Raw genomic sequence first — 25799 nt, forward strand, 5'->3', positions numbered from 1 at the left:
GCGACGTCGACCGGGCATGGATCAGACAGCCTCGTTGTTCTCGTCCTCGAACGCGGCGAAGACCGGATCCTCGGTGACGATCTCTTCGGCGGCGATGAACTCAGGGGTGACGATGCCTTCGGCGATCTCGCGCAGGGCGACTACGGTCGGCTTGTCGTTTTCCCAGGCGACCTTCGGCTCCTTGCCGCCGGTGGCCAGCTGACGGGCGCGCTTGGTCGAGAGCATGACCAGCTCAAAGCGGTTATCCACGTGTTCTAGACAATCTTCAACGGTTACGCGGGCCATGGTCTTCCTCGTAGCGAATGCGGTAAGCGTGCAGCCCAGAATGGGCGGGCGGACTCGATAGTTTAAAAAATCACCAGCCAATAGGGAAGCGCTGTTTTGTCGGGTGCGGGGCCGGCGGCCTTGTGTCCGGCTCTTCGCGGGCACGCCCGGGAGGGGCTGCAAGGTAAAACCTGGACCGATGCCTGACGATAACGGTTCCCTGCGGCCTGTTACAACCGTCCTTGACGCATCAGCGCAGCATGGCGTCGCGCAGGCGTGGGGTGAGTTCTTCGAACAGGGTCTGCACCGAGCGCAGGGCACGGCAGTCGGGACGGGTCAGCAGCCACAGTTGGGTGTCGCAGCCGGGCAGGGGGCCGCTCAGCGCCTCGACGCCGGGCATGGCATGCACCATGTAATCGGCCAGGGCGGCCACGCCCATGCCGGTACTGACCAGTTGGGCGATGGTCGACATGCCGCTGCACTGGTAGCGCGGGATCAACCCCGGGTACTGCTGGTTGCGCCAGACCACCGTGGGGTGGTCCTGCATGGCGTCGTCCGGGCCGATCCACGGCACGCTGGCCGGCGATTCGGCCAGGCGTTCGCGAAAGTGCGGGTGGCCGCACAGCACATAGGAGGTCGAGCCCAGGCAACGCCCCACCAGGTGCTCCGGCGGCGTATTGGTCAGGCGCAGGGCGATGTCCGCATCGCGCCGGCTGAGGTTGGCGAAGGTGTTCGAGGTACCCAGCTCCAGGGACAGCGCCGGGTAGTTCGGCATGAAGGTCGCCAGCGCCGGTAGCAACAGGCTGTGCAGCACGGCCTCGGTGCAGGTCAGGCGTACCGTGCCGCTGACCACCTGCTCGCCGCTGGTCAGGGCGATGCGTGCGGCGTCCAGCGCCTGCTCGGCGCGCTCGGCCTGTTCGGCCAGGGCCTGGGCGGTGTCGGTCGGCAGGTAGCCCTTGCGGCTCTTGACGAACAGGGCGGTGCCCAGCGCCGACTCCAGGCGACGGATCGAGCGGAACACGGTCGAGACGTCGACCTTGAGCAGTTCGGCGGCCTTGGCCAGCGACCGACCGCGCTCCAGGGCCAGGACCAGGGAGAGGTCGGCATGGGTGATCTGATATTGCATTGGTGCACGCTCTGCTTGCCGAAATGCCAATGTCTGTTGCGTTGAGGCCATTTTATAGTGGAACGGCCCCCGGGAATCAATGCACCCGGTCGGCACCCGATCCCCACGATGGGAAAGTGAAAAGAACAACAGCAGCAACCATCGCCGCCCGCGAGGCGCCAGCCGTATCCCTCCACATCGCCGCCCCGAACCAAAGGATGTACAGCCATGACGTCGGTCACCCCGTGCGCCAGTTCTTCCAGCGAGATGAATGAATTCCTAGAGGCTCACCCGGATACGCAGTTCGTCGACCTGCTGATCTCCGACATGAACGGCGTGGTACGTGGCAAGCGCATCGAGCGGGCCAGCCTGCACAAGGTGTACGAGAAAGGCATCAACCTGCCGGCCTCCCTCTTCGCCCTGGACATCAACGGTTCCACTGTCGAGAGCACAGGCCTCGGCCTGGACATCGGCGATGCCGACCGCATCTGCTACCCGATCCCCGGCACCCTGGCCGACGAGCCCTGGCAGAAGCGCCCCACCGCCCAGTTGCTGATGACCATGCACGAACTGGACGGCGCACCGTTCTTCGCCGACCCGCGCGAGGTGCTGCGCCAGGTGGTGAGCCGGTTCGATGACCTGGGCCTGGACATCTGCGCGGCGTTCGAGCTGGAGTTCTACCTGATCGACCAGGACAACCTCAACGGCCGTCCGCAGCCGCCTCGCTCGCCGATCTCCGGCAAGCGCCCGCAGTCGACCCAGGTCTACCTGATCGACGACCTCGACGAATACGCCGACTGCCTCCAGGACATGCTCGAAGCCGCCAAGGAGCAGGGCATCCCGGCCGACGCCATCGTCAAGGAAAGCGCCCCGGCGCAGTTCGAGGTCAACCTGCACCACGTCGCCGACCCACTCAAGGCGTGCGACTACGCGATCCTGCTCAAGCGCCTGATCAAGAACATCGCCTACGACCATGAGATGGATACCACCTTCATGGCCAAGCCCTACCCGGGCCAGGCAGGCAACGGCTTGCACGTGCACATCTCGCTGCTCGACAAGAAGACCGGCAAGAACCTCTTCGCCAGCGATGATCCGCTCGAGAGCGCACCGCTGCGCCATGCCGTCGCCGGCGTGCTGGAGACCATGCCGGCCTCGATGGCCTTCCTCTGCCCGAACGTCAACTCCTACCGCCGCTTCGGTGCGCAGTTCTATGTGCCGAATGCGCCGAGCTGGGGCTTGGACAACCGTACCGTGGCCGTTCGTGTACCGACCGACAGCAGCGAGAACGTGCGCATCGAGCACCGCGTGGCCGGCGCCGACGCCAACCCGTACCTGATGCTGGCGGCGATCCTGGCTGGCATCCACCACGGCCTGACCCACACGCTCGAACCGGGCGCGCCGATCGAAGGCAACTCGTACGAGCAACTGGAGCAGAGCCTGCCGAACAACCTGCGCGACGCCCTGCGCGCGCTGGACGACAGCGAGATCCTCAACCAATACATCAGCCCGGACTACATCGATATCTTCGTCGCCTGCAAGGAAAGCGAGCTGGCCGAGTTCGAAGTGTCGATCTCCGACCTCGAGTACAACTGGTACCTGCACACGGTGTAAGCCCATGAGCGCAAATGCGGTTCCTCTGATCGGTGTCAGCGCCTGCCGCCAGCAGGTGGGGAAGAACTCGTCGCACACGGTGGGCGACAAGTATGTCGAGGCGGCCGGTTTCGCCGGGATCCCGCTGATCCTTCCGGCCCGTGACGTGGCCAGCGACCCCGGTGCACTGCTGGCCCACCTCGATGGCATTCTTTTTACCGGTTCGCCTTCTAATGTCGAGCCGCATCATTACAATGGCGCGCCCAGCGTGGAAGGGACCCGCCACGACCCCGCGCGTGACCGCCTGACCCTGCCGTTGCTGCAGGCGGCGATCGCTGCCGGCGTGCCGGTGTTCTGCATCTGCCGTGGTTTCCAGGAACTGAACGTGGCCCTCGGCGGCACCTTGCACCAACGGGTGCATGAGCTGCCCGGCTACCTGGACCACCGCGAACCTGTGGACGCCCCCCTGGAGGTGCAATACAGCCCTCGTCACCCCGTCGGCATCGAGCCGGGTGGGGTGTTCGAGCGCTTGGGCCTGGCGGCGCAGTTCGAGGTCAACTCGCTGCACAGCCAGGGCATCGACCGTCTGGCCCCTGGGCTGCGTGTCGAGGCACGGGCCCCGGATGGCCTGATCGAAGCGGTGTCCATGAGCGACGCGCCGGGCTTCGTGCTCGGCGTGCAATGGCACCCGGAATGGCGTTTCGCCGAAAACCCGGTCTCCCTGCGCCTGTTCCAGGCGTTTCGCGAGGCCTGCATTGCCCATGCTGCACGGGAGGTTTCGCGCCAGAACGCATTCTGACGTTAACCGAAGGTCTTGGATGACCCGCTTCCTGCTGCAGCTTTCAATGAGTGAAAGCGGGCCTTGTTCGCAAGGCCTGTGAAAACAATACCAAGAGCAACGGCACATACTCATGAGCGAATACACAGAAGCCGGCCGCCCACCCGATGGGGCGACCGACGCGGGCAACACTCAGCGCGCCAGCAAAGGCCTGGCCAAGGGCCGCCTGGGCCTGCTGGCCAGCGTGGTGCTGGGCATTTCCACCATCGCCCCGGTCTATACCCTGACCGGCGCGCTCGGCCCGACCGTGCGCGAAGTCGGCGCCCACCTTCCGGCGGTGTTCATCGTCGGCTTCCTGCCCATGCTGCTGGTCGCCCTCGGCTATCGCGAGCTGAATGCGGCCGAGCCGGACAGCGGCACGTCCTTCACCTGGTCGGCCCGCGCCTTCGGCCCGATGATCGGCTGGATCGGCGGCTGGGGGCTGGTGGTCGCCACCACCATCGTGCTGTCCAACCTGGCGGGTGTCGCCGTCGACTTCTTCTACCTGTTCCTCGGACAGATCACTGGCAACTCTGCACTGGCCGCGCTGGCCGACAACCTATTGGTCAACATCACCACCTGTTGCGTGTTCATCGGCCTGGCGGTGTGGATCTGTTGTCGCGGCATGGGCACCACCATGACCGTGCAGTACGGGTTGGTCGCCCTGCAGTTGCTGGTGCTGATCGGTTTTGCCTTCGCCGCTTTCGGCGAGACCACCGCGCCGCCACCGTTGGCGTTCGATTTCGCCTGGTTCAACCCGTTCGGCGTCGAGTCGTTCTCCGCCTTTGCCGCGGGCCTGTCCCTGTCGATCTTCATCTTCTGGGGTTGGGACGTGTGCCTGACGGTCAGCGAGGAGTCGGTGGGCAGCGATGAGGTACCGGGCAAGGCCGCTACCTGGACCGTGCTGCTGATCCTCGGCCTGTACCTGCTGACTTCCATCGCTACCCTGCAATTCGCCGGGATCAGCGACGTCGGCCTGGGCCTTGGCAACCCGCGTATCCAGGAGAACGTCTTCGCCCACCTGGCCGGTCCGGTCATGGGGCCGCTGGCGATCCTGATGTCCATCGCCGTGTTGGCGAGCACCGCGGCTTCGCTGCAATCGACCTTCGTATCGCCGGCGCGCACCCTGCTCGCCATGGGTTACTACGGCGCCGTGCCGCAGCGCTTCGCCAGCGTCTGCCCACGCTCGCAAACGCCACGCTACGCCACCATCTGCGCTGGCGTCGCGGCAGGCCTGTTCTACGTGACCATGCGCACCCTCAGCGAGAACGTGCTGGCCGATACCATCACCGCCCTGGGCATGATGATCTGCTTCTACTATTCGCTGACGGCGTTCGCCTGCGTCTGGTACTTCCGCCACAGCCTGTTCGACAGCCTGCGCCACTTCTTCATGCGTGGCCTGTGCCCGCTGCTCGGGGGTGTCATTCTCTCGGTGATCTTCGTGCGCACCGCGATCGACAGTGCCTCGCCGGACTTCGGCAGTGGCTCGCACGTGGGCGGCCTGGGGCTGGTATTCGTGATCGCCGCGATCATTTCGGCGCTGGGTATCGTCCTGATGGTGCTGTCACGCTGGCGTGCACCGGCGTACTTCCTCGGCGCGACCTTGCGCCAGCAGGCCACCTTGCAACTGCAGGAATAATGTTTGGGGGCGCTTTGCGCCCCTTTTCGCGACACAAGGGCCTCGCAGAGGCCCCGATCAGAAGGTCAACCGATCAGTTGCTTGAGCAGCGCCCCGTGGCGCTGTTGCTGCTTCTGAAGCTGCAGGCGGTTCGCGCGGAACACCGCCTTCAGGTCCTCCAGCGCAACGTCGAAGTCATCGTTGATGATGACGTAGTCGTACTCGTCGTAGTGCACCATCTCGCTGACCGCTTCCTTCATGCGCCCGGCGATGATCGCCTCGCTGTCCTGGCCACGGTTGTCCAGGCGATGGCGCAGCGCCTCCTGGCTGGGCGGCAGGATGAACACCGACAAGGCCTCCGGCATCAGCTCGCGCACTTGCTGGGCGCCCTGCCAGTCGATCTCGAGGATCAGGTCGAAACCCTGGTCCAGGGTCTGCTGCAACGCGCTGCGCGAGGTGCCGTAGAAGTTGCCGAAGACCTCGGCGTGCTCGAGGAAGTCACCCTTGTCGATCAGTACCTTGAACTCCTCGTGGGCGACGAAGTGGTAGTTCACCCCGTGCTGCTCGCCCGGGCGCATGGCGCGGGTGGTGTGGGAGACCGAGACGCGGATCTGTGGGTCGGCCTGGGTCAGCGCCGTGACCAGGCTGGTCTTGCCGGCGCCGGACGGCGCCGAGACGATGTAGAGGGTACCGCTGCTGTGATTCATGGTGGGGTGGCCTTACTCGATGTTCTGTACTTGTTCACGCATCTGTTCGATCAGCACCTTGAGGTTGACCGCCGCCTGGGTGCTGCGTGGGTCGAAGGCCTTGGAGCCCAGGGTGTTGGCCTCGCGGTTGAGTTCCTGCATCAGGAAGTCCAGGCGCCGGCCGGCGGCGCCGCCGGACTTGAGCACCCGTCGCACTTCGGTGATATGGGTGTTCAGGCGATCCAGTTCCTCGGCGACATCGCTTTTCTGCGCCAGCAGGACCATCTCCTGCTCCAGGCGCTGCGGCTCGAGCTCGGCCTGCAGGTCGCTGAAGCGGTCGAGGATCTTCTGCCGCTGGGCGGCCAGCATTTGCGGCACCAGGGCGCGCAGGGTGGTGACCTCGCTGGCCATGCCGTCCAGGCGCTCGTTGATCAGCCGGGCCAGTTCCTGGCCTTCGCGCTGGCGGCCGGCCTTGAGCTGCTCGAGGGCTTCGTCGAACAGCGCCATGGCCTCGGCATTGAGGGCCTGGGGATCGCTGGCGTCGGCGACCAGCACGCCCGGCCAGGCCAGGACCTCCAGCGGATTGAGCGGCGCCGGCTGCTTGATCAGCGCGGCGACGCTCTCGGCGGCGGCGACCAGTTGCGCGGCGCGCTCGCGATCGACCTGCAACGGCTTGCCGGTGCTGTCTTCGTTCAAGCGCAGGGTGCATTCCACCTTGCCGCGTGACAGACCCTGGCGCAGGCCTTCGCGCACGGCGCCTTCCAGGTCTCGCAGGGCCTCGGGCAGGCGCAGGTGGGGTTCCAGGTAGCGGTGGTTGATCGAGCGCAGCTCCCAGACCAGGGTGCCTTGGCTGCCGGCGCGCTCGACACGAGCAAAAGCGGTCATGCTATGCACCATGGGGAGTACCTCGCAAAGATGGGGAACGGGGAAGCCTTTCGGCTGCAAGGCGCAGGATTGTAGCGCAGTGCGGCGCGGCCGCCCAATCCGCCCATGCTACAGAAGGGCTTGCCGGTCACCAGGAAAAGTCGACAGGCTGCCAGGGGCGCGACAATAGGCATGTCTTCCCGGGGCGGCGGGCTCTATAATGCTCGGCAGATTCAAATGTCCCGGTACAGGTATCCCAGATGAAACGTCCAAGTGGTCGCGCCGCCGATCAGCTCCGCTCGATCCGCATCACCCGCAACTACACCAAGCACGCCGAGGGATCGGTACTGGTCGAGTTCGGCGACACCAAGGTCGTCTGCACGGTCAGCGTCGAGAATGGTGTGCCCCGCTTCCTCAAAGGCCAGGGCCAGGGTTGGCTGACCGCCGAGTACGGCATGCTGCCGCGCTCCACCGGCGAGCGTAACCAGCGCGAGGCCAGCCGCGGCAAGCAGGGTGGCCGCACCCTGGAGATCCAGCGCCTGATCGGCCGCTCCCTGCGCGCCGCGCTGGACATGAGCAAGCTTGGCGACGTCACCCTGTACGTCGACTGCGACGTGATCCAGGCCGACGGTGGCACCCGTACCGCCTCGATCACTGGCGCCATGGTCGCCCTGGTCGATGCCCTGCGCGTGATCAAGAAGCGCGGTGGCCTGAAGGGCGGCGACCCGCTCAAGCACATGATCGCCGCCGTGTCGGTGGGCATGTACCAAGGCGAGGCGGTGCTCGACCTGGACTACCTGGAAGATTCCGCCGCCGAGACCGACCTGAACGTGGTCATGACCAGCGCGGGCGGCTTCATCGAGGTGCAGGGCACCGCTGAAGGCGCGCCCTTCCAGCCTGAAGACTTCAACGCCATGCTGGCCCTGGCGCAAAAGGGCATGAACGAGATCTTCGAACTACAGCAGGCCTCGCTGGCCGACTGACCGCCACGCCAAGGAGGGGAGGCACATGAGCGATCCGAACCTGCCGATCACCCCGCCCAATGCCGAGATCCGGCAATGGGCGATGTTCTGTCACCTCGCGGCGCTGCTCGGCCTGGTGGTGCCCCTCGGGCACCTGCTGGGCCCGCTGGTGCTGTGGATCTGGAAGCGTGAGCTGGACCCGTTCATCGATGCCCAGGGCAAGGAGGCGCTGAACTTCCAGATCAGCGTGACCATCGCCGGGGTCATCTGCTTCCTGCTGATGTTCGTTCTGGTGGGGATCGTGCTGTTCGCCATCCTCGTGGTGGCGGTGCTGATCCTGATCATTCTTGCCGGGGTCAAGGCCAACGAGGGGCAGCCGTATCGTTATCCGCTGATCTGGCGGCCGCTGAAATAGAAATGAAAAAGCCGACCTCGAGGTCGGCTTTTTCATTTGTGCTGTCCTCTTCGCGGGCAAGTCCGCCCCCACAGGTACGTCGCTGTTCGAAAAATCAGCGGTGCACTTGTGGGGTGGACTTGCCCGCGAAGGACCTGGCCCCACCTTTAGATGGTCAGCGTCCAGTCATAGTCCACGATCAGCGGCGCATGCTGGGAGAAGCGTGGCTGACGCGGCAGGCGCGCATTGCGCACGAAGCGGCGCAGGCCCGGGGTCAGGATCTGGTAGTCGAACCGGTAGCCCAGGTTGAGCATCTCGGCCTGCTCGTTGTCGGGCCACCAGCTGTACTGGTCGCCTTCGCGACTGACTTCGCGCAGGGCATCGACATAGCCCATGTCGCCGATGATCGCATCCATCCACGCGCGCTCCGGTGGCAGGAAGCCCGGCGACTGCTGGCTGTCGCGCCAGTTCTTGATGTCGAGCTTCTGCTGCGCCACGTAGAGCGAGCCGCAATAGATGTATTCGCGACGCTTGCGTCGCTGCTTGTCCAGGTACTTGGCGAAATCGTCCATCAACTTGAACTTCTGGTTCAAGTCTTCGTCGCCGTTCATTCCCGAAGGTAGCAACAGGCTGGCGATGCTTACCTTGTCGAAATCGGCCTGCAGGTAACGCCCGTAGCGGTCGGCTGTCTCGAAGCCCAGGCCGGTGATGACTGCCTTGGGCTGCATCCGCGAATACAGTGCCACGCCACCCTGGGCAGGCACTTCCGCGTCGCAGGCGTAAAGGAAATAGCCATCGAGCTGGAAAGCTGGGTCGTCGAGTTCAAAGGCCGAGGCGCGGGTATCCTGAAGGCAGATGACGTCGGCATTCTGGGCTTGCAGCCAGCTGAGCAATCCACGCTCGGCCGCAGCCTGAATGCCATTCACGTTCACACTGATGATCCGCATAAATGGCCCCAAAAATCTCGTGCGTGTATGATACCCGAGCTCAACCCATTTAGCTAAATCCGTGGTGTCCGGGACTCTTCATGCAGCCGTATCAGCGCGACTTCATTCGTTTTGCCATCGATCGCGGGGTTCTGCGCTTCGGTGAGTTCACCCTGAAATCGGGGCGTACCAGCCCGTACTTCTTCAATGCCGGCCTGTTCAACAGCGGTTCGGCCCTGGCCCAGCTGGGGCGTTGCTACGCGGCGGCCATCGTCGACAGCAAGATCCCCTTCGACGTGCTGTTCGGCCCGGCCTACAAGGGCATTCCTCTGGCGGCGGCCACCGCGGTGGCCCTGGCCGAGCAACACCAGCTCGACGTGCCCTGGTGCTTCAACCGCAAGGAAGCCAAGGACCACGGCGAAGGCGGCAGCCTGGTCGGCGCGCCGCTGGCCGGTGAGGTGCTGATCATCGACGACGTGATCACTGCCGGTACCGCCATCCGCGAGGTCATGCAGATCATCAATGCCCAGCAGGCCAAGGCCGCGGGCGTGCTGATCGCGCTGAACCGCGAGGAGCGTGGCAACGGCGAGCTGTCGGCTATCCAGGAAGTGGAGCGCGATTTCGGCATCCCGGTGGTGAGCATCGTCTCGCTGACCCAGGTGCTGGAATTCCTGGCGGACGATCCGCAGCTCAAGCAGCATCTGCCGGCTGTGGAAGCCTATCGGGCGCAGTACGGGATCTGATCCTGACACAGGTAATGAAAAAGGCGACCTCCGAGGTCGCCTTTTTGTGCTGTTGTCTGCAGCGGCCTATCGCCGGTGCAGGCGATCAATGCCGCTTGCGGTTGGTGATCAGGGTACCCACGCCGCTGTCGGTGAAGATCTCCAGCAGTACCGCGTTCGGCACGCGGCCATCGATGATGTGCGAGCTGTTCACGCCACCTTGCACCGCTTCCAGCGCGCACTTGATCTTCGGCAGCATGCCGCCGTAGATGGTGCCGTCGGCGATCAGCTCGTTGACCTGCTCGGTGGTCAGGCCCGTGAGGACCTGGCCCTGCTTGTCCATCAGGCCGGCGATGTTGGTCAGCAGCATCAGCTTCTCGGCCTTCAGCGCCTCGGCCACCTTGCCGGCGACCAGGTCGGCGTTGATGTTGTACGACTCACCGTTGGCGCCCACGCCGATCGGCGCGATCACCGGGATGAAATCGCCCTTGACCAGCATGTTCAGCAACTCGGTGTTGACGCTGACCACCTCGCCCACATGGCCGATGTCGATGATCTCCGGCTGGGTCATGTCCGGTGTCTGACGGGTGACGGTGAGCTTGCGTGCACGGATCAGCTCGGCGTCCTTGCCGGTCAGGCCGATGGCGCTGCCGCCATGACGGTTGATCAGGTTGACGATGTCCTTGTTGACCTGGCCGCCCAGGACCATCTCCACCACGTCCATGGTCGCCGAGTCGGTGACGCGCATGCCATCGATGAAGTGGCTCTCGATCGACAGGCGCTTGAGCAGGTCGCCGATCTGCGGGCCGCCGCCGTGCACCACCACCGGGTTGATGCCGACGGCCTTCATCAGCACGATGTCGCGGGCGAAGCCGGTCTTGAGCTCCTCGCTCTCCATCGCGTTGCCGCCGTACTTGATCACCAGGGTCTTGCCGACAAAGCGGCGGATGTAGGGCAGCGCTTCGGACAGTACCTTGGCGACTTGGGAAGCGGCATCGCGATCGAGGGTCATGCAGGGCTCCAGTAAGGAACAGATAGTCGGTCAGAACGGCAGTTGCAGGGCTGGATCGACCCGCAGCAACTGCGTGCGGAAAACAGCCTGGATACGTTGCAGCTCGGCGTCGCTGTCGGCCTCGAAGCGCAGCACCAGCACCGGTGTGGTATTGGAGGCGCGGACCAGGCCCCAGCCGTGGGCGTAGTCGACCCGCACACCGTCGATGGTGGTCAGGTTGGCTTCGCCCCAGTCGGCGTCGCGTTGCAGCGCATCAATGATGCTGAATTTACTCTCGTCGGTCACATCAATGTTGATTTCCGGCGTGGAAATATCGTTCGGGAACGCGGCGAACAGGGTTTCGGCATCCTGGTCGGCCTTGCTGAGGATCTCCAACAGACGCGCGGCGCTGTAGATACCGTCGTCGAAGCCGTACCAGCGCTCCTTGATGAAGATGTGCCCGCTCATCTCGCCGGCCAACAAGGAGCCGGTCTGCTTCATCTTCTTCTTGATCAACGAATGGCCGGTCTTCCACATTAGCGCGCGGCCGCCGTGCTGCTCGATCAGCGGGGTCAGGCGGCGGGTGCACTTGACATCGAAAATGATCTCGGCGCCCGGATTGCGCGACAGCACGTCCTGGGCGAAGAGCATCAGCAGGCGGTCCGGGTAGACGATGCTGCCGGTATTGGTCACCACGCCGACGCGGTCGCCGTCACCGTCGAAGGCCAGGCCGATGTCGGCACCGGTTTCCTTGACCTTGGCGATCAGGTCTTCGAGGTTCTCGGGCTTGCCCGGGTCCGGATGGTGGTTGGGGAAGTTGCCGTCGACCTCGCAGAACAGCGGGATCACATCGCAGCCCAGGGCTTCGATCAACTGCGGGGCGATGACGCCGGCGGCGCCGTTGCCGCAGTCCACCACCACTTTCAGCTTCCTGGCCAGCTTCACGTCGCGGGTGATCTGCTGGAAGTAGCGCTCGAGGATCTCGACCTTTTCCACGCTGCCTTCGCCACGGCTGAGGTCGTTGGTCTTCAGGCGGGTCAGCAGGGCCTGGATCTGCTCGTTGGCCAGGGTGTCGCCGGCGATGACGATCTTGAAACCGTTGTAGTCGGGCGGGTTGTGGCTGCCGGTGAGCATCACGCCGGACTTGCCGGCCAGCACGTTGGCGGCATAGTACAGCGCCGGGGTCGGTACCAGGCCGACATCGCTGACCTGGCAGCCGGCATCGGCCAGCCCCTTGATCAGCTGTTCCACCAGCATCGGGCCGGACAGGCGGCCGTCACGGCCGACCGAAACCTGGGGCTCGCCCTGGGCCAGGCTCTGTGCGCCGATGGCGCGGCCGATCCAATAGGCGGTCTCGCCGGTCAGGGTCTTGCCGACCACGCCGCGGATGTCGTAAGCGCGGAAGATGCTGTCGGGCAGTGCGGGTACCAGCTGGGCCATGTCATTCATCTCTGGAACTCCAATAATCAAAGGCTTTTGGGCAGGCGCGAATTGAACGCTTGGACGATGCTTTCGCCAGAGAGTTCGCCATCCATGGCCTGAACGGTCGTCGAGCCGGCTCAGTGGCTGCCGGAATGGCCGAAGCCGCCGGCACCGCGCTGGCTCTCGTCGAAGGATTCGACGATATCGAAATGTGCTTGCACCACGGGCACCAGCACCAGCTGTGCGATGCGCTCGCCGACGGCGATGGTGAACGGGGTGTTGCCACGGTTCCAGCACGACACCATCAGCTCGCCCTGGTAGTCCGAGTCGATCAGGCCGACCAGGTTGCCCAGCACGATGCCGTGCTTGTGGCCCAGTCCCGAGCGGGGCAGGATCATGGCGGCCAGGCCCGGGTCGCCGATGTACACCGACAGGCCGGTGGGGATCAGCAGGGTCTGGCCCGGCTCGAGGACGGTGTCTTCCTTGAGCAGGGCGCGCAGGTCAAGGCCGGCGGAGCCAGGGGTGGCGTATTGCGGCAGGGGGAATTCGTTGCCCAGGCGAGGGTCGAGGATCTTGGCTTGGAGAGCGTGCATGTAGCTTATTGGACCTGGTTGAGCCGTTCGGCGATGAAGGCGACCAACTGGCGGGCGATCTTGCCCTTGCTGGTCTGCGCGAAGAGGGTCTGGTGTTGCTGGCGGTCGATCACGGTCAGGGCGTTTTCCTCGCTATTGAAGCCGATGCTGGGGTTGGCCACATCATTGGCGACGATCAGGTCAAGGTTCTTGTCCTTGAGCTTGCGCGTGGCGTAGTCGAGCAGGTGCTCGGTCTCGGCGGCGAAGCCGACGCTGAACGGGCGATCGGGGCGGCCAGCGATGGTCGCAAGGATATCTGGATTGCGCACCATCTGCAGCAGCATGCCGTCGCCGGTCGTGGGATCTTTCTTGAGTTTTTGCGGGGCGACGACCTCGGGGCGGTAGTCTGCGACCGCAGCCGAGGCGATGAACAGGTCGCAGGGCATGGCGGCCTCGCACGCGGCGAGCATGTCCCGCGCGCTCACCACGTCGATGCGGTTGACACGATCGGGCGTCGGCAGGTGCACCGGACCGGTGACGAGGGTCACCCGAGCCCCGGCTTCGGCGGCCGCCTCGGCCAGGGCGAAGCCCATCTTGCCGGAGCTATGATTGGTGATGTAGCGCACCGGGTCGATGTTTTCCTGGGTCGGCCCGGCGGTGATCAGCACGTGCTTGCCGGTCAGTGCCTGGCGCTTGAAGCTTTCGGCGGCGCACCAGGCGAGGTCCGTGGCTTCGAGCATGCGGCCAAGGCCCACGTCGCCGCAGGCCTGGCTGCCGGAGGCCGGGCCGAACACCTGGATGCCGCGGCTCTTGAGCAGGTCGAGGTTGGCTTGGGTGGCTGGGTCGCGCCACATGGCCTGGTTCATGGCCGGCGCCACGGCGACGGTGGCGTCGGTGGCCAGCACCAGGGTGGTCAGCAGGTCGTCGGCCATGCCTTGGGCCAGGCGCGCCATGAGGTCGGCGGTGGCCGGGGCGATCAGCACTAGGTCGGCCCACTTGGCCAGTTCGATGTGCCCCATGGCCGCTTCGGCGGCGGGATCGAGCAGATCCATGTGCACCGGGTGGCCGGACAGCGCCTGCAGGGTCAGCGGCGTGATGAACTCGGCGCCGCCGCGGGTCATGACGACGCGCACTTGTGCGCCGTGTTCCAGGAGTCGGCGAATCAGCTCGGCGCTCTTGTAGGCGGCGATGCCGCCACCCACGCCGAGAACGATGCGCTTGCGATACAGCCGCTGCATAGGCTTGCCTTTTTCCAGTGAAAGCGGGCGGCGACGACAACTGCCTGCGGCAGAACGTCGCATCTACGGAGCGGGATAGATTAACACAGGGCTCAAATGTGCCGCAGTACAACGCAAGGAGAGGGGATGAACATCAGGGAGTGGCCGGTGCAGGAGCGGCCGAGGGAGAAGTTGCTGCAGCGCGGGGCTGCGGTGTTGTCGGATGCCGAACTGATGGCCGTGCTGCTGGGGTCGGGGGTTGCCGGGCGTAATGTGCTGGACCTCGCCCGAGGGTTGCTGGTGCGTTTTGGTGGTTTGCGGCAGTTCCTGGAGGCCGATCGTGGGGCGATCCTCAACGAGCCTGGCTTGGGGCCGGTGAAGTACGCCCAGTTGCAGGCATTGCTCGAGATTGGCAGGCGCTACCTGGACGAGAGCATCGAGCGTGCTCCGGCCCTGGAGAGCCCGTCGGCGGTGCGGCGTTATCTCAAGTCAATGCTGCGTCATGAGGCCAGCGAAGTGTTTGGCTGCCTGTTTCTTGATACCAAACATAGGCCACAGGCTTTCGAGATCCTGTTCAGAGGCACGATCGACCGGGCAAGCATCTACCCGCGCGAAGTCGTGCGCCGGGCGTTGCTGCATAACGCGGCGGCGCTGATCCTCTGTCACAACCATCCTTCCGGCCACTGTGAGCCCAGCCAGAACGACGTGCACATGACGCTTTCGCTGAAGCGGGCGCTGGCCTTGATCGATGTGCGGGTGCTCGACCACATCATCGTTGGCGATGGTGAGCCATTGTCCATGGTCGAGCATGGGTGGATCGCGACCTGATGGTCCAGGGGGGGCAGTACCGGCCTATTCGCGGGCAAGCCCGCTCCCACAGGGCCTGAGTCGAGCACACATGATGTGGCTTGCAGGGCCATGTGGGAGCGGGCTTGCCCGCGAATAGGCCGGTGCAGCCTGCATCATCTTCAGCGGTTTACCGAGACCTTGCTGAAATCCAAGCGCCCGAACGGGCTCACCTGGTACCCCTCGACCCCCTGGCGCAGCAAGGTCGCCGCCGTCGGATGCGCCAGCGGTACCCACAGGGCCTGCTGCTGGATCAGCGTTTGCGCCTGCTGGTACAGCCGGCTGCGCACGCTCTGGTCATTGGTGGTGCGACCGGCGCTGATCAACTGGTCCAGGCGGCTGTCGCAAAAGCGCGCGAAGTTGGTTCCCGACTGTACCGCCGCGCAGGAAAACTGCGGGCTGAGGAAGTTGTCCGGGTCGCCGTTGTCGCCAGCCCAGCCCATGAACAGCAGGTCATGCTCGCCAGCCTTGGCGCGGCGGATCAGTTCGCCCCACTCGATCACGCGGATCTCGGCCTTGATCCCGATTTTCGCCAGGTCGGCCTGGAGCATCTGTGCGCCCAGGTTGGGGTTGGGGTTGAGCAGGCTGCCGGAGGGGCGGGTCCAGATCGTGGTGGCGAAGCCGTCCGCAAGGCCGGCCTTGGCCAGCAATGCCTTGGCCTTCTTCAGGTCCTGCGGATAGCCGGGCAGGTCCTTGGCATAGCTCCAGGTATTGGGCGGGTAGGGGCCGTTGGCGGCGGTGGCGGTGTCCTCGAACACGGCCTTGAGGTAGGCCGGCTTGTCGAAGGCAAGGTTGATCGCCTGGCGCACTTCAGGTTTGTTCAGCGGCGGATGCTGGCTGTTGATGGCGACGAAGGCGGTCATGAACGCCGGGGTGGTCGCGACCTCGAGGTTGCCATCCTTGCCGGCTTCGGCGACATCCAGTGGCTTGGGCGAGAGCGCCACCTGGCATTCGCCGCGCTTGAGCTTCTGCAGGCGCACGTTGGCGTCTGGGGTGATGGCGTAGATCAGCGGGTCGACCGTGGGCTTGCCGGCGAAGTAGTCGGGGTTGGCGCGGTAGCGCACCACGGCGTCCTTCTGGAAGCGCTGGAACATGAACGGCCCGGTACCCACCGGCTGGCTGTTGAGCTTTTCCGGGGTGCCGGCCTTGAGCAGCTTGTCGGCGTACTCGGCGGAATAGATCGAGGCGAAGCCCATGCTCAGGGTCGCCAGGAAGGTCGCGTCCGGGTGGGTGAGGGTGAAGCGCACGGTGTGCGGCTCCGGCGCCTCGATCAGCTTGATCAGGCTGCCCAGTTGCAGCGACTGGGCATGCGGGTAGCCGCCCGGGGCTGTCTTGTGCCAGGCGTGGGCGGGGTAGAGCATGCGCTGGAAGCTGAACAGCACGTCGTCGGCGTCCAGTTCGCGGCTTGGCTTGAACCAGGGCGTGGCATGGAATTTCACGCCGTTGCGCAGCTTGAAGTCATAGACCAGGCCGTCATCGGACACCGTCCAGCTTTGCGCAAGGCTAGGCACGACCTTGCCCTGGATCGCATCGAACTCCACCAGGCGGTTCATCAGCACGTCGGCCGAGGCATTGGTGGTGGTCAACGAGTTGTACTGGACGACGTCGAAACCTTCGGGGCTGGCCTCGGTGCAGACGGAGAGGGGCGCCGCCTGGGCGAGGCCTGCGGCGAACAGGGAGGTGAACAACAGTGAAAGGGCGGCGACACGCATGCTGGACTCCTTGTGGCCCATCTGACTGTGCAGTGAGGAAACGTCCTACCCTAGTGTGCGCGTAGATAAATGACCACCTTCTTTTTCGTCTTCTCTGCGACGAGCGGTCGACAGTGCGCGAAGCTTGTCGCTATGCTGGCCGGGCGCGCTCGGCCCAGCCAGGATACGTATCATCTATTGTTGTGGCCGAGTCTTTCTGGTATAAAGCAGCGCTCTTTTCTAGGGGCTCGGCCTGTCGCATCAGCGGATCCGGTCGATAAGACCCCCGGAATCACGGCGCCTGGCGCCAAAGACTGAGAGATTAAGCGGCCAACCCATGCCGGGTTGGGCATGTGGTTTTAGAGGGCTGAGGCATGTCGAGAGTCTGTCAAGTTACCGGTAAGGGTCCGGTAACCGGGAACAACATTTCCCACGCAAACAACAAAACCCGTCGTCGTTTCCTGCCGAACCTGCAGCACCACCGTTTCTGGGTTGAGTCCGAGAAGCGCTTCGTGCGTCTGCGCGTTTCCGCCAAGGGCATGCGTATCATCGACAAGCGCGGTATCGATGCCGTTCTGGCCGACATCCGCCGCAGCGGCGCCAAGGTTTAAGGGAGAACATCATGCGTGAACTGATCCGTCTGGTATCGAGTGCTGGCACTGGCCACTTCTACACCACCGACAAGAACAAGCGCACCACTCCGGACAAGATCGAGATCAAGAAATACGATCCGGTCGTCCGTAAGCACGTGATCTACAAGGAAGCCAAGATCAAGTAATTGATCGGCGACCTGAAAAAACCCGCCTCTGCAAGGAGGCGGGTTTTTTTATGCCTGGCGGTCAGCCATTGGCTGCCACTCAGGGCCGCTTTGCAGCCCCATGGCCCCAAGTGGCAAAGGCGGGCTTACTTCTGTTCGAACATCACATAGATCTTGCGGCACGGCTCCAGCACTTCCCAGGTGCCCTTGAAGCCCGCCGGGATGACGAACCGATCACCGGCACGCAGGGTCTTGGCATTGCCTGCCTCGTCACGCAGCACCGAGACGCCCTGGACGATCTCGCAGTATTCGTGCTCGGTGTAGTTCACCGTCCATTGGCCCACCTCACCCTCCCAGACGCCCGCGGCGAATTGCCCGCATGGGCTGGAATAGTGGTTGTAGACGGCCTGGTCGGGTTCGCCCTTGAGGATTTTCTCCGCTGCCGGGCGGTAGCGTTCGGCCTCGGTAATGGCCTGGGCGAAGTCGATGATGCTGTCGATGCTCATGGTGAACCCCTCTTGTTGTTTAATAAAATGCACATCAGTAGGCTTTTAGGCCTTTCGTGTCAAATATATTGATAGTTTACACGGGCTGGTTTAGGGTATCGGTTGCCAGTGTGCGCTTGTCGCCCGGCCAGAATTTCTGACAGCGCCCGTGAGTCCTCAGTACGGCGTTGCACCTTAACAAGAGGAGGAGTTTCGTATGACCACCCTGACTCGTGCGGACTGGGAACAGCGTGCCCAACAATTGAAGATCGAAGGTCGCGCCTTCATCAACGGTGAATACACCAATGCCGCATCCGGTGAAACCTTCGACTGCCTGAGCCCGGTGGACGGACGCTTCCTGGCCAAGGTCGCCAGCTGCGACTTGGCCGACGCCAACCGCGCCGTGGAAAACGCCCGCGCCACCTTCGAGTCCGGCGCCTGGTCGCGCCTGGCCCCGGCCAAGCGCAAATCGGTGCTGATCCGCTTCGCTGGCCTGCTGCGCCAGCACGTCGAGGAACTGGCCCTGCTGGAAACCCTGGACATGGGCAAGCCGATCGGTGACTCCTCGACCATCGACATCCCCGGTGCAGCCAACGCCATCCACTGGACCGCCGAAGCCATCGACAAGGTCTACGACGAAGTCGCCCCGACCCCGCACGACCAGCTCGGCCTGGTGACCCGCGAGCCGGTGGGCGTGGTCGGCGCCATCGTGCCGTGGAACTTCCCGCTGCTGATGGCCTGCTGGAAACTCGGCCCGGCCCTGGCCACCGGTAACTCGGTGGTGCTCAAGCCGTCGGAGAAGTCGCCGCTGACCGCCATCCGTATCGCCCAGCTGGCCATCGAGGCCGGCATCCCGGCCGGCGTGCTGAACGTGCTGCCAGGCTATGGTCACACCGTGGGCAAGGCCCTGGCCCTGCACATGGACGTCGACACCCTGGTGTTCACCGGCTCCACCAAGATCGCCAAGCAGTTGATGGTGTATGCCGGCGAATCGAACATGAAGCGTGTCTGGCTGGAAGCCGGCGGCAAGAGCCCGAACATCGTCTTCGCCGATGCGCCGGACCTCAAGGCCGCCGCCGAAGCCGCCGCCAGCGCCATCGCCTTCAACCAGGGCGAGGTCTGCACCGCCGGCTCGCGCCTGCTGGTCGAGCGTTCGATCAAGGACCAGTTCCTGCCCATGGTGGTCGAGGCCCTCAAGGCCTGGAAACCGGGCAACCCACTGGACCCGGCGACCACCGTCGGCGCGCTGGTCGACACCCAGCAGATGAACACCGTGCTGTCGTACATCGAGGCTGGCCACCAGGACGGCGCCAAGCTGCTGGCCGGCGGCAAGCGCATCCTGGAGGAAACCGGCGGCACCTATGTCGAGCCGACCATCTTCGACGGCGTGACCAACGCCATGAAGATCGCCAAGGAAGAGATCTTCGGCCCTGTGCTGTCGGTGATCACCTTCGACAGCGCCGAGGAAGCCGTGGCCATCGCCAACGACACCCCGTACGGCCTGGCTGCCGGCATCTGGACCGCCGACATCTCCAAGGCCCACCGCACTGCCCGCGCCGTGCGTGCCGGCAGCGTGTGGGTCAACCAGTACGACGGCGGCGACATGACTGCGCCGTTCGGTGGCTTCAAGCAGTCTGGCAACGGCCGTGACAAGTCGCTGCATGCACTGGAGAAATACACCGAGCTGAAGGCGACCTGGATCAAGCTGTAAGCCAGAGGGGCCGCCTTGCGGCCCAATCGCCGGCAAGCCGGCTCCCCACAAGGATCGCCTCGAACCCAGTGGGACGCTTGCGGTGATTGAGCTGCACAGCAGCCCCAATGACAGCCGGGCCGGTTCACACCGTCCCGGCTGTGTCGTTTCTGCTCTTCAAGAATGCTGCCTGGGAGGCTGTGATGCGTTGGGGAACCTACTTTGCCGTGCTGGCGTCGGTGCTCAGTGTCGGGCTGGCGCTCGGCGTGAGCATGCCGCTGGTGTCCTTGCGCCTGGAGGGCTGGGGCTACGGCGGGTTCGCCATCGGTGTCATGGCGGCGATGCCGGCGCTCGGGGTGCTGCTTGGCGCCAGCCTGGCCAGCCGCCTGGCCGGCTGGGTCGGCGTGCCATCGGCCATGCGCCTGTGCCTGTGGGGCGGTGCGCTGTCCATCGGGCTGGTGGCGCTGCTGCCGAGCTACTCGCTGTGGCTGGCGCTGCGCCTGCTGATCGGCATGTCCCTGACGGTGGTGTTCATCCTCGGCGAAAGCTGGATCAACCAATTGGTGGTCGAGCAATGGCGTGGCCGGCTGGTGGCGTTGTATGGCAGCAGCTATGCCCTGAGCCAGCTGGCCGGGCCGCTGGTACTGGGGTTTCTCGGCTCGGACGACGACTTCGGTTTCTGGGCCGCCACCGGCCTGCTGCTGTTGGCGCCGCTGGTGCTGCTGGGCCGTGGTGGGGCACCGACCACCGAGGCTTGCAGCGTCACCTTCAGCGACCTGTTCGCTTTCTGCCGGCGCCTGCCGGTGATCGCCTGGGCCATTGCCCTGTTCGCGGCGTTCGAGGCGATGATCCTGACCTTGCTGCCAGTGTACTGCCTGCAGCAGGGGTTCACCGCCGAGCTGGCGCTGTTCATGGTCAGTACCGTGGTGGTGGGGGACGCCGTGCTGCAATTGCCGATCGGTGCCCTGGCCGACCGCATGTCGCGACGCACCCTGTTCAGCGGTTGCGCCCTGACGCTGCTGGTGTCCAGCCTGGCCATTCCGTTGTTGCTGCATACGCCGGCGATCTGGCCGCTGTGGGTGCTGTTCGGGGCCAGTGCCGGGGGGCTGTTCACCCTGTCGCTGGTGTTGATCGGCGAGCGTTATCGGGATGATGCGCTGGTGCGGGCCAATGCCCACGTGGCGCAGTTGTGGGGGATTGGCTGCCTGGTCGGGCCATTGCTGGCCGGTGCCGGCAGCCAGTGGATCAGCGGGCATGCGCTGCCGTTGCTGATGGCGGCAGGGGCGGCGGGGTTGGTATTGCTGACCCGGCGGCGGGATGCCTTCGAGCCGGCTTCGGTCTGATTGCGCCAGGGGCGGCTGCCCTGCAGCCCATTCGCGGGCTTGCCCGCGAATGGGGCTACACACGTCACGCTTGGGCTAGAGCATCTTCTCCAGCCCCACTGCCTTGCTGATCCAGGCATTGAAGCGCCGCCACATCCCACCCGGTTCGGAGGTCAGCATACGGCGCTGACCATCGTCCTCGGTCACCCACACGATCTTTCCGCCCACTAGCCTGGGTTGGTAGCTCAGCGCCGGTGCCATCCCCTGCACCGCCAGTTCCCGCGTGTACTCGGCCAGCTCCGGGCTGTCCACCAGCACGCCGACCTCGGTGTTCCACAGCACCGAACGTGGATCGAAGTTGAACGAGCCGATGAAGGTCTTGCGTCGGTCGAAGACGATCGCCTTGCTGTGCAGGCTGGAGTCGGAGCTACCGTGGAAGCTCAGGCCGCGGTTGGCGCTGGGGTCGCCAGGCTGGCGGCGCAGTTCGTAAAGCTGTACGCCATGTTCGAGCAAGGCGCGGCGGTAGGGCGCGTAGCCACCGTGCACCGCCGGCACGTCGGTGGCCTCCAGCGAGTTGGTCAGCAACTTCACCGAGATGCCGGCATCGGCCTGGCTGGTCAGGTACAGCAGGCCTGACTCGCCTGGTACGAAGTAGGCCGACACCAGGATCAGCTCGTGACGGACGTTTTTCAGATCCGGTGCCAGTTGCTGGGTCATCAGCAACTGTGGGTCCGGCTCGTCCTGGGCCAGTACCTTGCTCGGCGCGTCCCACAGGGCCTGGCTGTGGGCCCAGATCAGCTCGTTGCGCCAGACGTCCAGGCGTGGCCGGGCCTGGTAGGCCATCAGCCGGTCATACAGCGCCTTGTGCTGGATCCGCGCCTCGGCCAGGGAAATCTCCAGGCGCTGGCGGCTGGTGCGCAGGTCGCTGGCGTTTGGCTGGCGCCAGAGAAAGTCGCCGATCGGGCGGCTCAGGGCACTGTTCCAGTACTGGTCGAAGCTGTGCCCGAGCTGTTCGGCCACAGGCCCGACGCCGAGCAGGTCGATGTCGGTGAAGTTCAGGTTGGGCTCGGCGTCGAAGTACTCGTCGCCCAGGTTACGACCGCCGACGATGGCCATGCTGTTGTCCACCAGGAACAGCTTGTTGTGCATGCGCCGGTGCTGGCGCGACAGGTTGAACAACCGGCCCACCGCGCGGGTGACGCCGGTACTGCGCCCCAGGTGCAGTGGGTTGAACACGCGGATATGGATGTTCGGGTGGGCGGCGAGGGTGCCCATCAGGCTGTCGAGACCGTCGCTGGTGGTGTCGTCGAGCAGGATGCGCACGCGCACGCCACGGTCTGCGGCGCGCAGCAACTCGTGAACCAGGGCGCGGGTGCTCAGGCCGTCATGGACGATGTAGTACTGCAGGTCGATGCTGGCCTGGGCGTTGCAGATCAGTTCGGCACGGGCGCGGAAGGCTTCGTTGCTGTTGGGCAGCAGGCGAAAGCCCGAGCGCCCTTCGTAGGGGGCCGCCTGGCGCAGCACCGAGCGGCCGAAGGCGGACTCGCTGGCCGGCAGGGCGTGGCTGACGTCGTGGGAAGTGCCGACACTGGCACAGCCCGCAAGGCCGAGCAGCAGCGCCAGCAAGAGAGGCAGAGCTCGCTGGAGTCTCAAGGGAGGATCGTCCTGTACAGCAAAGGCCTATCGATATGGACCGTGGAGGGCGGCGCAAAGTTACCCTGCGTGCGCATCCGCATCCAGTAGACGAAGGGCGGTTTCGCCCACCTTGCGCACGGCCGCCTCGATCTGTGGCGTCGGCCGGGCGGCGAAGTTCATGCGCAGGCAATGGCGGAACTTGCCCGACGCCGAGAAGATGCTGCCGACGGCGACCTGCACGCCTTGCTCCAGTAAAGCGCGATTCAGGCGCAGCGTATCGAAACTTTCCGGCAATTCCACCCACAGCATGAAGCCGCCCTGGGGCCGGCTGGCACGGGTGCCGGGCGGGAAGTAGCGGGTCACCCAGTCGCTCATCAGGTCGCGACCACGCTGGTACTGGCTGCGCATGCGGCGCACGTGCGGGTGGTAGTGGCCGGCGGCGATGAAGTCGGCGATGGCCAACTGTGGCTGGCTGGCGGTGCTGCCGGTGCTGATGTACTTCATGTGCAGCACCCGCTCCAGGTAGCGCCCAGGGGCGACCCAGCCGACCCGCAGGCCTGGGGCCAGGGTCTTGGAGAACGAACTGCACAGCAGCACGCGGCCGTCTTCGTCGAACGATTTGATGGTCCGTGGGCGCGGATAGGTGTAGGCCAGGTCGCCGTAGACATCGTCCTCGAGGATCGCCACGTCGTAGCGCTGGGCCAGCGTCAACAGGGCCTTCTTGCGCGCCTCGGGCATGATGTAGCCGAGCGGGTTGTTGCAGCTGGGCGTGATCTGGATGAGCTTGATCGGCCACTGCTCCAGGGCCAGTTCGAGGGCTTCGAGGCTGATGCCGGTGAGCGGGTCGGTGGGGATCTCCAGGGCCTTCATGCCCAGGCCCTTGAGGGTCTGCATGGCGCCATGGAAGCTCGGCGAGTCGACCGCGACGATGTCGCCGGGCTGGCACACCGCGCGGATGCTGGTGGACAGCGCCTCGTGGCAGCCGGTGGTCACCACCAGGTCGGCCGGGCCCAGGCGGCAGCCGGAGTCGAGCATCAAGCGGGCGATCTGTTCGCGCAGGGCCAGGTTGCCGTGGATGTTGTCGTAGTACAGGCCGGGCATGTCCTGGCGTCGGCTGAGCTGGGCGAGGCTGCGCAACAGAGGCTTGAGGCTCGGGCTGTCGATGTCGGGCATGCCGCGGCCGAGCTGGACCACGTCGGCGCGTGGGGTGCTGCGCACCAGTTCCAGCACCTGTTCCCACTGGGAGATGTCCACGGGCCGCTGGGCCGGCCGGCTGACCGCGGGCAGGGCAGGGAGGCTGCGGTCTTCGGCGACGAAATAGCCTGACTTGGGGCGCGGCGAGACCAGGCCGTTGTCCTCCAGCAGGCGATAGGCCTGCTGCACGGTGCTCAGGCTGACACCGTGCTCGAGGCTCAGGGCACGGACCGAGGGCAGGCGCTGGCCGGGGCGGTACAGGCCTTGTTCGATACGGGCGCCGAGCAGCTCGGCGAGGTTGACGTAGAGGGTCACGGCATACTCCTGCCCGTGGTGCGAGCTAAGACCAGTACAGATCGGGCGAAAATACAGCATTCAGCAGGCCTTCTGCCAATTCTGTATGGAAATAATAAAGCTGTATTGAATCTGTATTGCCGGGGGTACAAACCCGCATGCTTTCTCCATGGCTCGATCAGATCAGGAGAACGCAGTGATGGGCGGTTTGAGCGACGTACGTTTGCAACTGTTGGCCAAGGCGTTGGCGGACGGCCAACGCCCCAAGGTCCACGCGGCCCCGGCCGGCCTGGGCCGCTGGGGGTTGATGATGCACCGCTGGCGCACCCGCAGGGCCCTGCTGCAGCTGGATGATGGCCAGTTGCGGGATATCGGCTTGAGCTGGCAGCAGGCCCGGGAGGAAGGGCGCAAACCCTTCTGGCGGGATTAGACCAGCTCCTTGAGGCGATGCCACAGCATGCCCAAAGCCAGCAGTGGCGAGCGCAGCAGCCTGCCGCCGGGGAAGGTGATATGCGGGACCTGGGCGAACAGGTCGAAGCGCCCGCTCTGCTGGCCGCTGATGGCTTCGCCGAGCAAGCGCCCGGCCAGGTGGGTGGCGTTCACGCCATGGCCGGAATAGGCCTGGGCATAGTAGACATTGGGCTGGCTGGCCAGGCGGCCGATCTGCGGCAGGCGGTTGGCGCCGATGCCGATCATGCCGCCCCACTGGTAGTCGATGCGCACATCGGCCAGGTGCGGGAACACCTTGAGCATCTTCGGACGCATGTAGGCGGCGATGTCCTGCGGGTCGCGCCCGGAGTAGTGGCAGGCGCCGCCGAACAGCAGGCGATGGTCGGCGGACAGGCGGTAGTAGTCCAGGGCCACGCGTTGGTCGCACACCGCCATGTTCTGTGGCAGCAGTTGGCGCGCGCGTTCCTCGCCCAGTGGCTCGGTGGCGATGACGTAGCTGCCGGCGGGCAGCACCTTGCCGCCCAGTTCGCGGTTGAGGTCGTTGTGGTAGGCGTTGCAGCACAGTACCAGGGTGCTGGCGCGGACCCGCCCCTTGGCGGTGTGGACCTGTACCTGCGGGCCGTAGTCGATGCGGGTCACTTCCGACATTTCGTGCAGTTTCACCCCCAGCCGGGTGGCGGCTTGCGCTTCGCCCAGGGCCAGGTTGAGCGGGTGCAGGTGCCCCGAGCCCATGTCGACCAGCCCGCCGACGTAGCGGTCGGAGCCGACCACGCTGTGGATGTCGCTCTGTGGAACCAGGCGCAGTTCATGGCGATAGCCCAGGCTGCGCAGCTCTTCGGCGTCCTCGGCGAAGCCTTCCAGCTCGCGAGGCTTGTTGGCCAGGTCGCAGTAGCCCCAGGTCAGGTCGCAGGCGATGGCGTGACGCTCGATGCGCTCGCGGACGATGTCCACGGCCTCCAGGCCCATCAGCTTCATGCTGCGCACGCCTTGCTCGCCGATGATCGGCAGGAATTGCTCCAGGCCGTGGCCGACGCCACGGATCAGTTGCCCGCCGTTGCGCCCGCTGGCGCCCCAGCCGATCTTGCGGGCTTCCAGGAGGATCACCGAGAGGCCGCGTTCGGCCAGTTCGATGGCGGTGTTCAGGCCTGAGTAGCCGCCGCCGACGATGCACACGTCAGCGCTGTGTTCGCCTTGCAGGGCAGGGTAATCGGGCTGTGGCGCGCTGCTGGCGGCGTAATAGGAGGCGGCGTGCTGCGCGCTGTGGGTCATGGGGCGGGTCCTGGAG

Annotated in this window: 25 protein-coding genes and 1 pseudogene; 12 read left to right on the forward strand and 14 right to left on the reverse strand. The window is 65.0% G+C overall.

What is annotated here, in order from left to right:
- Positions 1 to 21: 21 nt before the first annotated feature.
- Both rpoZ and WCE05_RS21495 read right to left on the reverse strand, forming a co-directional pair.
- Positions 22 to 285 (reverse strand): DNA-directed RNA polymerase subunit omega, encoded by a 264-nt coding sequence (gene rpoZ, locus WCE05_RS21490; protein WP_225786768.1) that lies wholly within the window; start codon positions 283 to 285, stop codon positions 22 to 24.
- 229 nt (positions 286 to 514) lie between these two features.
- Positions 515 to 1390, reverse strand: a complete 876-nt coding sequence (locus tag WCE05_RS21495) for a LysR family transcriptional regulator (protein WP_225786767.1) — start codon at positions 1388 to 1390, stop codon at positions 515 to 517.
- A 207-nt stretch (positions 1391 to 1597) separates the two neighbouring features.
- Between WCE05_RS21495 and WCE05_RS21500 the strand changes: the two genes are divergently transcribed.
- The 3 genes from WCE05_RS21500 (at position 1598) to WCE05_RS21510 (ending at position 5415) form a co-directional block, all read left to right on the forward strand.
- Complete coding sequence (locus tag WCE05_RS21500) at positions 1598 to 2980, forward strand: glutamine synthetase family protein (RefSeq protein WP_225786766.1); 1383 nt, start codon at positions 1598 to 1600, stop codon at positions 2978 to 2980.
- 4 nt (positions 2981 to 2984) lie between these two features.
- Positions 2985 to 3758, forward strand: a complete 774-nt coding sequence (locus tag WCE05_RS21505) for a gamma-glutamyl-gamma-aminobutyrate hydrolase family protein (RefSeq protein WP_225786765.1) — start codon at positions 2985 to 2987, stop codon at positions 3756 to 3758.
- A 112-nt stretch (positions 3759 to 3870) separates the two neighbouring features.
- Entirely contained in the window at positions 3871 to 5415 is a 1545-nt protein-coding gene (locus WCE05_RS21510; RefSeq protein ID WP_225786764.1) for an APC family permease, read from the forward strand.
- A gap of 65 nt (positions 5416 to 5480) precedes the next feature.
- Here WCE05_RS21510 and gmk read toward each other — a convergent pair whose 3' ends face one another.
- Together gmk and WCE05_RS21520 are read right to left on the reverse strand one after the other, a co-directional pair.
- On the reverse strand, positions 5481 to 6101 hold the full coding sequence (gene gmk, locus WCE05_RS21515; protein WP_225786763.1) for a guanylate kinase: 621 nt from the start codon (positions 6099 to 6101) through the stop codon (positions 5481 to 5483).
- A 12-nt stretch (positions 6102 to 6113) separates the two neighbouring features.
- Positions 6114 to 6977: a YicC/YloC family endoribonuclease gene (locus tag WCE05_RS21520; protein ID WP_225786762.1), complete on the reverse strand. Its 864-nt coding sequence runs from the start codon at positions 6975 to 6977 to the stop codon at positions 6114 to 6116.
- A 227-nt stretch (positions 6978 to 7204) separates the two neighbouring features.
- Here WCE05_RS21520 and rph point away from each other — a divergent pair, with 227 nt between their 5' ends.
- Both rph and WCE05_RS21530 read left to right on the forward strand, forming a co-directional pair.
- A complete protein-coding gene (gene rph, locus WCE05_RS21525; protein ID WP_225786761.1) occupies positions 7205 to 7927 on the forward strand; it encodes a ribonuclease PH in 723 nt (240 codons plus the stop codon).
- Positions 7928 to 7952: 25 nt separating this feature from the next.
- The gene (locus tag WCE05_RS21530; RefSeq protein WP_253080391.1) at positions 7953 to 8321 is read left to right on the forward strand and encodes a DUF4870 domain-containing protein; all 369 of its coding nucleotides are present in this window, start codon (positions 7953 to 7955) and stop codon (positions 8319 to 8321) included.
- A 146-nt stretch (positions 8322 to 8467) separates the two neighbouring features.
- Here the strand turns inward: WCE05_RS21530 and WCE05_RS21535 are convergent, their stop codons facing one another.
- The gene (locus WCE05_RS21535) at positions 8468 to 9247 is read right to left on the reverse strand and encodes an exodeoxyribonuclease III (protein WP_368816528.1); all 780 of its coding nucleotides are present in this window, start codon (positions 9245 to 9247) and stop codon (positions 8468 to 8470) included.
- An 80-nt stretch (positions 9248 to 9327) separates the two neighbouring features.
- Here WCE05_RS21535 and pyrE point away from each other — a divergent pair, with 80 nt between their 5' ends.
- Positions 9328 to 9969, forward strand: a complete 642-nt coding sequence (gene pyrE / locus WCE05_RS21540) for an orotate phosphoribosyltransferase (RefSeq protein ID WP_170033799.1) — start codon at positions 9328 to 9330, stop codon at positions 9967 to 9969.
- A gap of 85 nt (positions 9970 to 10054) precedes the next feature.
- Here the strand turns inward: pyrE and argB are convergent, their stop codons facing one another.
- The 4 genes and pseudogenes from argB to coaBC all read right to left on the reverse strand — a co-directional run bounded on the left by argB (position 10055) and on the right by coaBC (position 14171).
- Positions 10055 to 10960, reverse strand: coding sequence for an acetylglutamate kinase (argB, locus tag WCE05_RS21545; RefSeq protein WP_225786758.1), 906 nt, complete (start codon positions 10958 to 10960; stop codon positions 10055 to 10057).
- 30 nt (positions 10961 to 10990) lie between these two features.
- A pseudogene (locus WCE05_RS21550) lies at positions 10991 to 12358 on the reverse strand (phosphomannomutase/phosphoglucomutase); the annotation flags it as partial.
- A 140-nt stretch (positions 12359 to 12498) separates the two neighbouring features.
- On the reverse strand, positions 12499 to 12954 hold the full coding sequence (gene dut / locus WCE05_RS21555; RefSeq protein ID WP_225786757.1) for a dUTP diphosphatase: 456 nt from the start codon (positions 12952 to 12954) through the stop codon (positions 12499 to 12501).
- Positions 12955 to 12959: 5 nt separating this feature from the next.
- The gene (coaBC, locus tag WCE05_RS21560) at positions 12960 to 14171 is read right to left on the reverse strand and encodes a bifunctional phosphopantothenoylcysteine decarboxylase/phosphopantothenate--cysteine ligase CoaBC (RefSeq protein WP_225786756.1); all 1212 of its coding nucleotides are present in this window, start codon (positions 14169 to 14171) and stop codon (positions 12960 to 12962) included.
- A 126-nt stretch (positions 14172 to 14297) separates the two neighbouring features.
- Between coaBC and radC the strand changes: the two genes are divergently transcribed.
- Positions 14298 to 14978: a DNA repair protein RadC gene (gene radC, locus WCE05_RS21565; protein ID WP_368816529.1), complete on the forward strand. Its 681-nt coding sequence runs from the start codon at positions 14298 to 14300 to the stop codon at positions 14976 to 14978.
- 140 nt (positions 14979 to 15118) lie between these two features.
- Here the strand turns inward: radC and WCE05_RS21570 are convergent, their stop codons facing one another.
- The gene (locus WCE05_RS21570) at positions 15119 to 16708 is read right to left on the reverse strand and encodes an ABC transporter substrate-binding protein (protein WP_253101284.1); all 1590 of its coding nucleotides are present in this window, start codon (positions 16706 to 16708) and stop codon (positions 15119 to 15121) included.
- 353 nt (positions 16709 to 17061) lie between these two features.
- On the opposite strand from WCE05_RS21570, the gene rpmB reads away from it, so the two are divergent.
- The gene (gene rpmB, locus WCE05_RS21575; protein WP_225786753.1) at positions 17062 to 17298 is read left to right on the forward strand and encodes a 50S ribosomal protein L28; all 237 of its coding nucleotides are present in this window, start codon (positions 17062 to 17064) and stop codon (positions 17296 to 17298) included.
- A gap of 11 nt (positions 17299 to 17309) precedes the next feature.
- Positions 17310 to 17465 carry a 50S ribosomal protein L33 gene (rpmG, locus tag WCE05_RS21580; RefSeq protein WP_012703270.1) on the forward strand — a complete coding sequence of 52 codons (156 nt, stop codon included), beginning with the start codon at positions 17310 to 17312 and terminating at the stop codon, positions 17463 to 17465.
- Between the two features lie 125 nt (positions 17466 to 17590).
- Here the strand turns inward: rpmG and WCE05_RS21585 are convergent, their stop codons facing one another.
- Positions 17591 to 17950 (reverse strand): cupin domain-containing protein, encoded by a 360-nt coding sequence (locus WCE05_RS21585; protein ID WP_225786752.1) that lies wholly within the window; start codon positions 17948 to 17950, stop codon positions 17591 to 17593.
- 196 nt (positions 17951 to 18146) lie between these two features.
- Here WCE05_RS21585 and WCE05_RS21590 point away from each other — a divergent pair, with 196 nt between their 5' ends.
- Both WCE05_RS21590 and WCE05_RS21595 read left to right on the forward strand, forming a co-directional pair.
- The gene (locus tag WCE05_RS21590; RefSeq protein WP_368816530.1) at positions 18147 to 19640 is read left to right on the forward strand and encodes an aldehyde dehydrogenase; all 1494 of its coding nucleotides are present in this window, start codon (positions 18147 to 18149) and stop codon (positions 19638 to 19640) included.
- A gap of 182 nt (positions 19641 to 19822) precedes the next feature.
- The gene (locus tag WCE05_RS21595) at positions 19823 to 20962 is read left to right on the forward strand and encodes an MFS transporter (RefSeq protein WP_225786750.1); all 1140 of its coding nucleotides are present in this window, start codon (positions 19823 to 19825) and stop codon (positions 20960 to 20962) included.
- A 75-nt stretch (positions 20963 to 21037) separates the two neighbouring features.
- Here WCE05_RS21595 and WCE05_RS21600 read toward each other — a convergent pair whose 3' ends face one another.
- Both WCE05_RS21600 and WCE05_RS21605 read right to left on the reverse strand, forming a co-directional pair.
- Positions 21038 to 22594 carry a phospholipase D family protein gene (locus WCE05_RS21600; RefSeq protein WP_368816531.1) on the reverse strand — a complete coding sequence of 519 codons (1557 nt, stop codon included), beginning with the start codon at positions 22592 to 22594 and terminating at the stop codon, positions 21038 to 21040.
- Positions 22595 to 22654: 60 nt separating this feature from the next.
- Positions 22655 to 24085 carry a PLP-dependent aminotransferase family protein gene (locus WCE05_RS21605; RefSeq protein WP_253080645.1) on the reverse strand — a complete coding sequence of 477 codons (1431 nt, stop codon included), beginning with the start codon at positions 24083 to 24085 and terminating at the stop codon, positions 22655 to 22657.
- A gap of 178 nt (positions 24086 to 24263) precedes the next feature.
- Between WCE05_RS21605 and WCE05_RS21610 the strand changes: the two genes are divergently transcribed.
- The gene (locus tag WCE05_RS21610; protein ID WP_225786747.1) at positions 24264 to 24494 is read left to right on the forward strand and encodes a DUF1127 domain-containing protein; all 231 of its coding nucleotides are present in this window, start codon (positions 24264 to 24266) and stop codon (positions 24492 to 24494) included.
- Here WCE05_RS21610 and WCE05_RS21615 read toward each other — a convergent pair.
- Complete coding sequence (locus tag WCE05_RS21615) at positions 24491 to 25783, reverse strand: FAD-binding oxidoreductase (RefSeq protein WP_225786746.1); 1293 nt, start codon at positions 25781 to 25783, stop codon at positions 24491 to 24493. The two genes, WCE05_RS21610 and WCE05_RS21615, sit on opposite strands and share 4 nt — an antisense overlap.
- Between the last annotated feature and the right edge of the window lie 16 nt (positions 25784 to 25799).

Origin of the sequence: Pseudomonas sp. I2 (assembly GCF_040984075.1) — a bacterium.
Classification (GTDB): Bacteria; Pseudomonadota; Gammaproteobacteria; order Pseudomonadales; family Pseudomonadaceae; genus Aquipseudomonas; species Aquipseudomonas guariconensis_B.

Excerpts from the sequence above, each read along its gene's own strand:
- rpoZ (WP_225786768.1), bottom strand. The coding sequence starts at position 285 with ATGGCCCGCGTAACCGTTGAAGATTGTCTAGAACACGTGGATAACCGC.
- WCE05_RS21495 (WP_225786767.1), bottom strand. The coding sequence starts at position 1,390 with ATGCAATATCAGATCACCCATGCCGACCTCTCCCTGGTCCTGGCCCTG.
- WCE05_RS21500 (WP_225786766.1), top strand. The coding sequence starts at position 1,598 with ATGACGTCGGTCACCCCGTGCGCCAGTTCTTCCAGCGAGATGAATGAA.
- WCE05_RS21505 (WP_225786765.1), top strand. The coding sequence starts at position 2,985 with ATGAGCGCAAATGCGGTTCCTCTGATCGGTGTCAGCGCCTGCCGCCAG.
- WCE05_RS21510 (WP_225786764.1), top strand. The coding sequence starts at position 3,871 with ATGAGCGAATACACAGAAGCCGGCCGCCCACCCGATGGGGCGACCGAC.
- gmk (WP_225786763.1), bottom strand. The coding sequence starts at position 6,101 with ATGAATCACAGCAGCGGTACCCTCTACATCGTCTCGGCGCCGTCCGGC.
- WCE05_RS21520 (WP_225786762.1), bottom strand. The coding sequence starts at position 6,977 with ATGGTGCATAGCATGACCGCTTTTGCTCGTGTCGAGCGCGCCGGCAGC.
- rph (WP_225786761.1), top strand. The coding sequence starts at position 7,205 with ATGAAACGTCCAAGTGGTCGCGCCGCCGATCAGCTCCGCTCGATCCGC.
- WCE05_RS21530 (WP_253080391.1), top strand. The coding sequence starts at position 7,953 with ATGAGCGATCCGAACCTGCCGATCACCCCGCCCAATGCCGAGATCCGG.
- WCE05_RS21535 (WP_368816528.1), bottom strand. The coding sequence starts at position 9,247 with ATGCGGATCATCAGTGTGAACGTGAATGGCATTCAGGCTGCGGCCGAG.
- pyrE (WP_170033799.1), top strand. The coding sequence starts at position 9,328 with ATGCAGCCGTATCAGCGCGACTTCATTCGTTTTGCCATCGATCGCGGG.
- argB (WP_225786758.1), bottom strand. The coding sequence starts at position 10,960 with ATGACCCTCGATCGCGATGCCGCTTCCCAAGTCGCCAAGGTACTGTCC.
- dut (WP_225786757.1), bottom strand. The coding sequence starts at position 12,954 with ATGCACGCTCTCCAAGCCAAGATCCTCGACCCTCGCCTGGGCAACGAA.
- coaBC (WP_225786756.1), bottom strand. The coding sequence starts at position 14,171 with ATGCAGCGGCTGTATCGCAAGCGCATCGTTCTCGGCGTGGGTGGCGGC.
- radC (WP_368816529.1), top strand. The coding sequence starts at position 14,298 with ATGAACATCAGGGAGTGGCCGGTGCAGGAGCGGCCGAGGGAGAAGTTG.
- WCE05_RS21570 (WP_253101284.1), bottom strand. The coding sequence starts at position 16,708 with ATGCGTGTCGCCGCCCTTTCACTGTTGTTCACCTCCCTGTTCGCCGCA.
- rpmB (WP_225786753.1), top strand. The coding sequence starts at position 17,062 with ATGTCGAGAGTCTGTCAAGTTACCGGTAAGGGTCCGGTAACCGGGAAC.
- rpmG (WP_012703270.1), top strand. The coding sequence starts at position 17,310 with ATGCGTGAACTGATCCGTCTGGTATCGAGTGCTGGCACTGGCCACTTC.
- WCE05_RS21585 (WP_225786752.1), bottom strand. The coding sequence starts at position 17,950 with ATGAGCATCGACAGCATCATCGACTTCGCCCAGGCCATTACCGAGGCC.
- WCE05_RS21590 (WP_368816530.1), top strand. The coding sequence starts at position 18,147 with ATGACCACCCTGACTCGTGCGGACTGGGAACAGCGTGCCCAACAATTG.
- WCE05_RS21595 (WP_225786750.1), top strand. The coding sequence starts at position 19,823 with ATGCGTTGGGGAACCTACTTTGCCGTGCTGGCGTCGGTGCTCAGTGTC.
- WCE05_RS21610 (WP_225786747.1), top strand. The coding sequence starts at position 24,264 with ATGGGCGGTTTGAGCGACGTACGTTTGCAACTGTTGGCCAAGGCGTTG.
- WCE05_RS21615 (WP_225786746.1), bottom strand. The coding sequence starts at position 25,783 with ATGACCCACAGCGCGCAGCACGCCGCCTCCTATTACGCCGCCAGCAGC.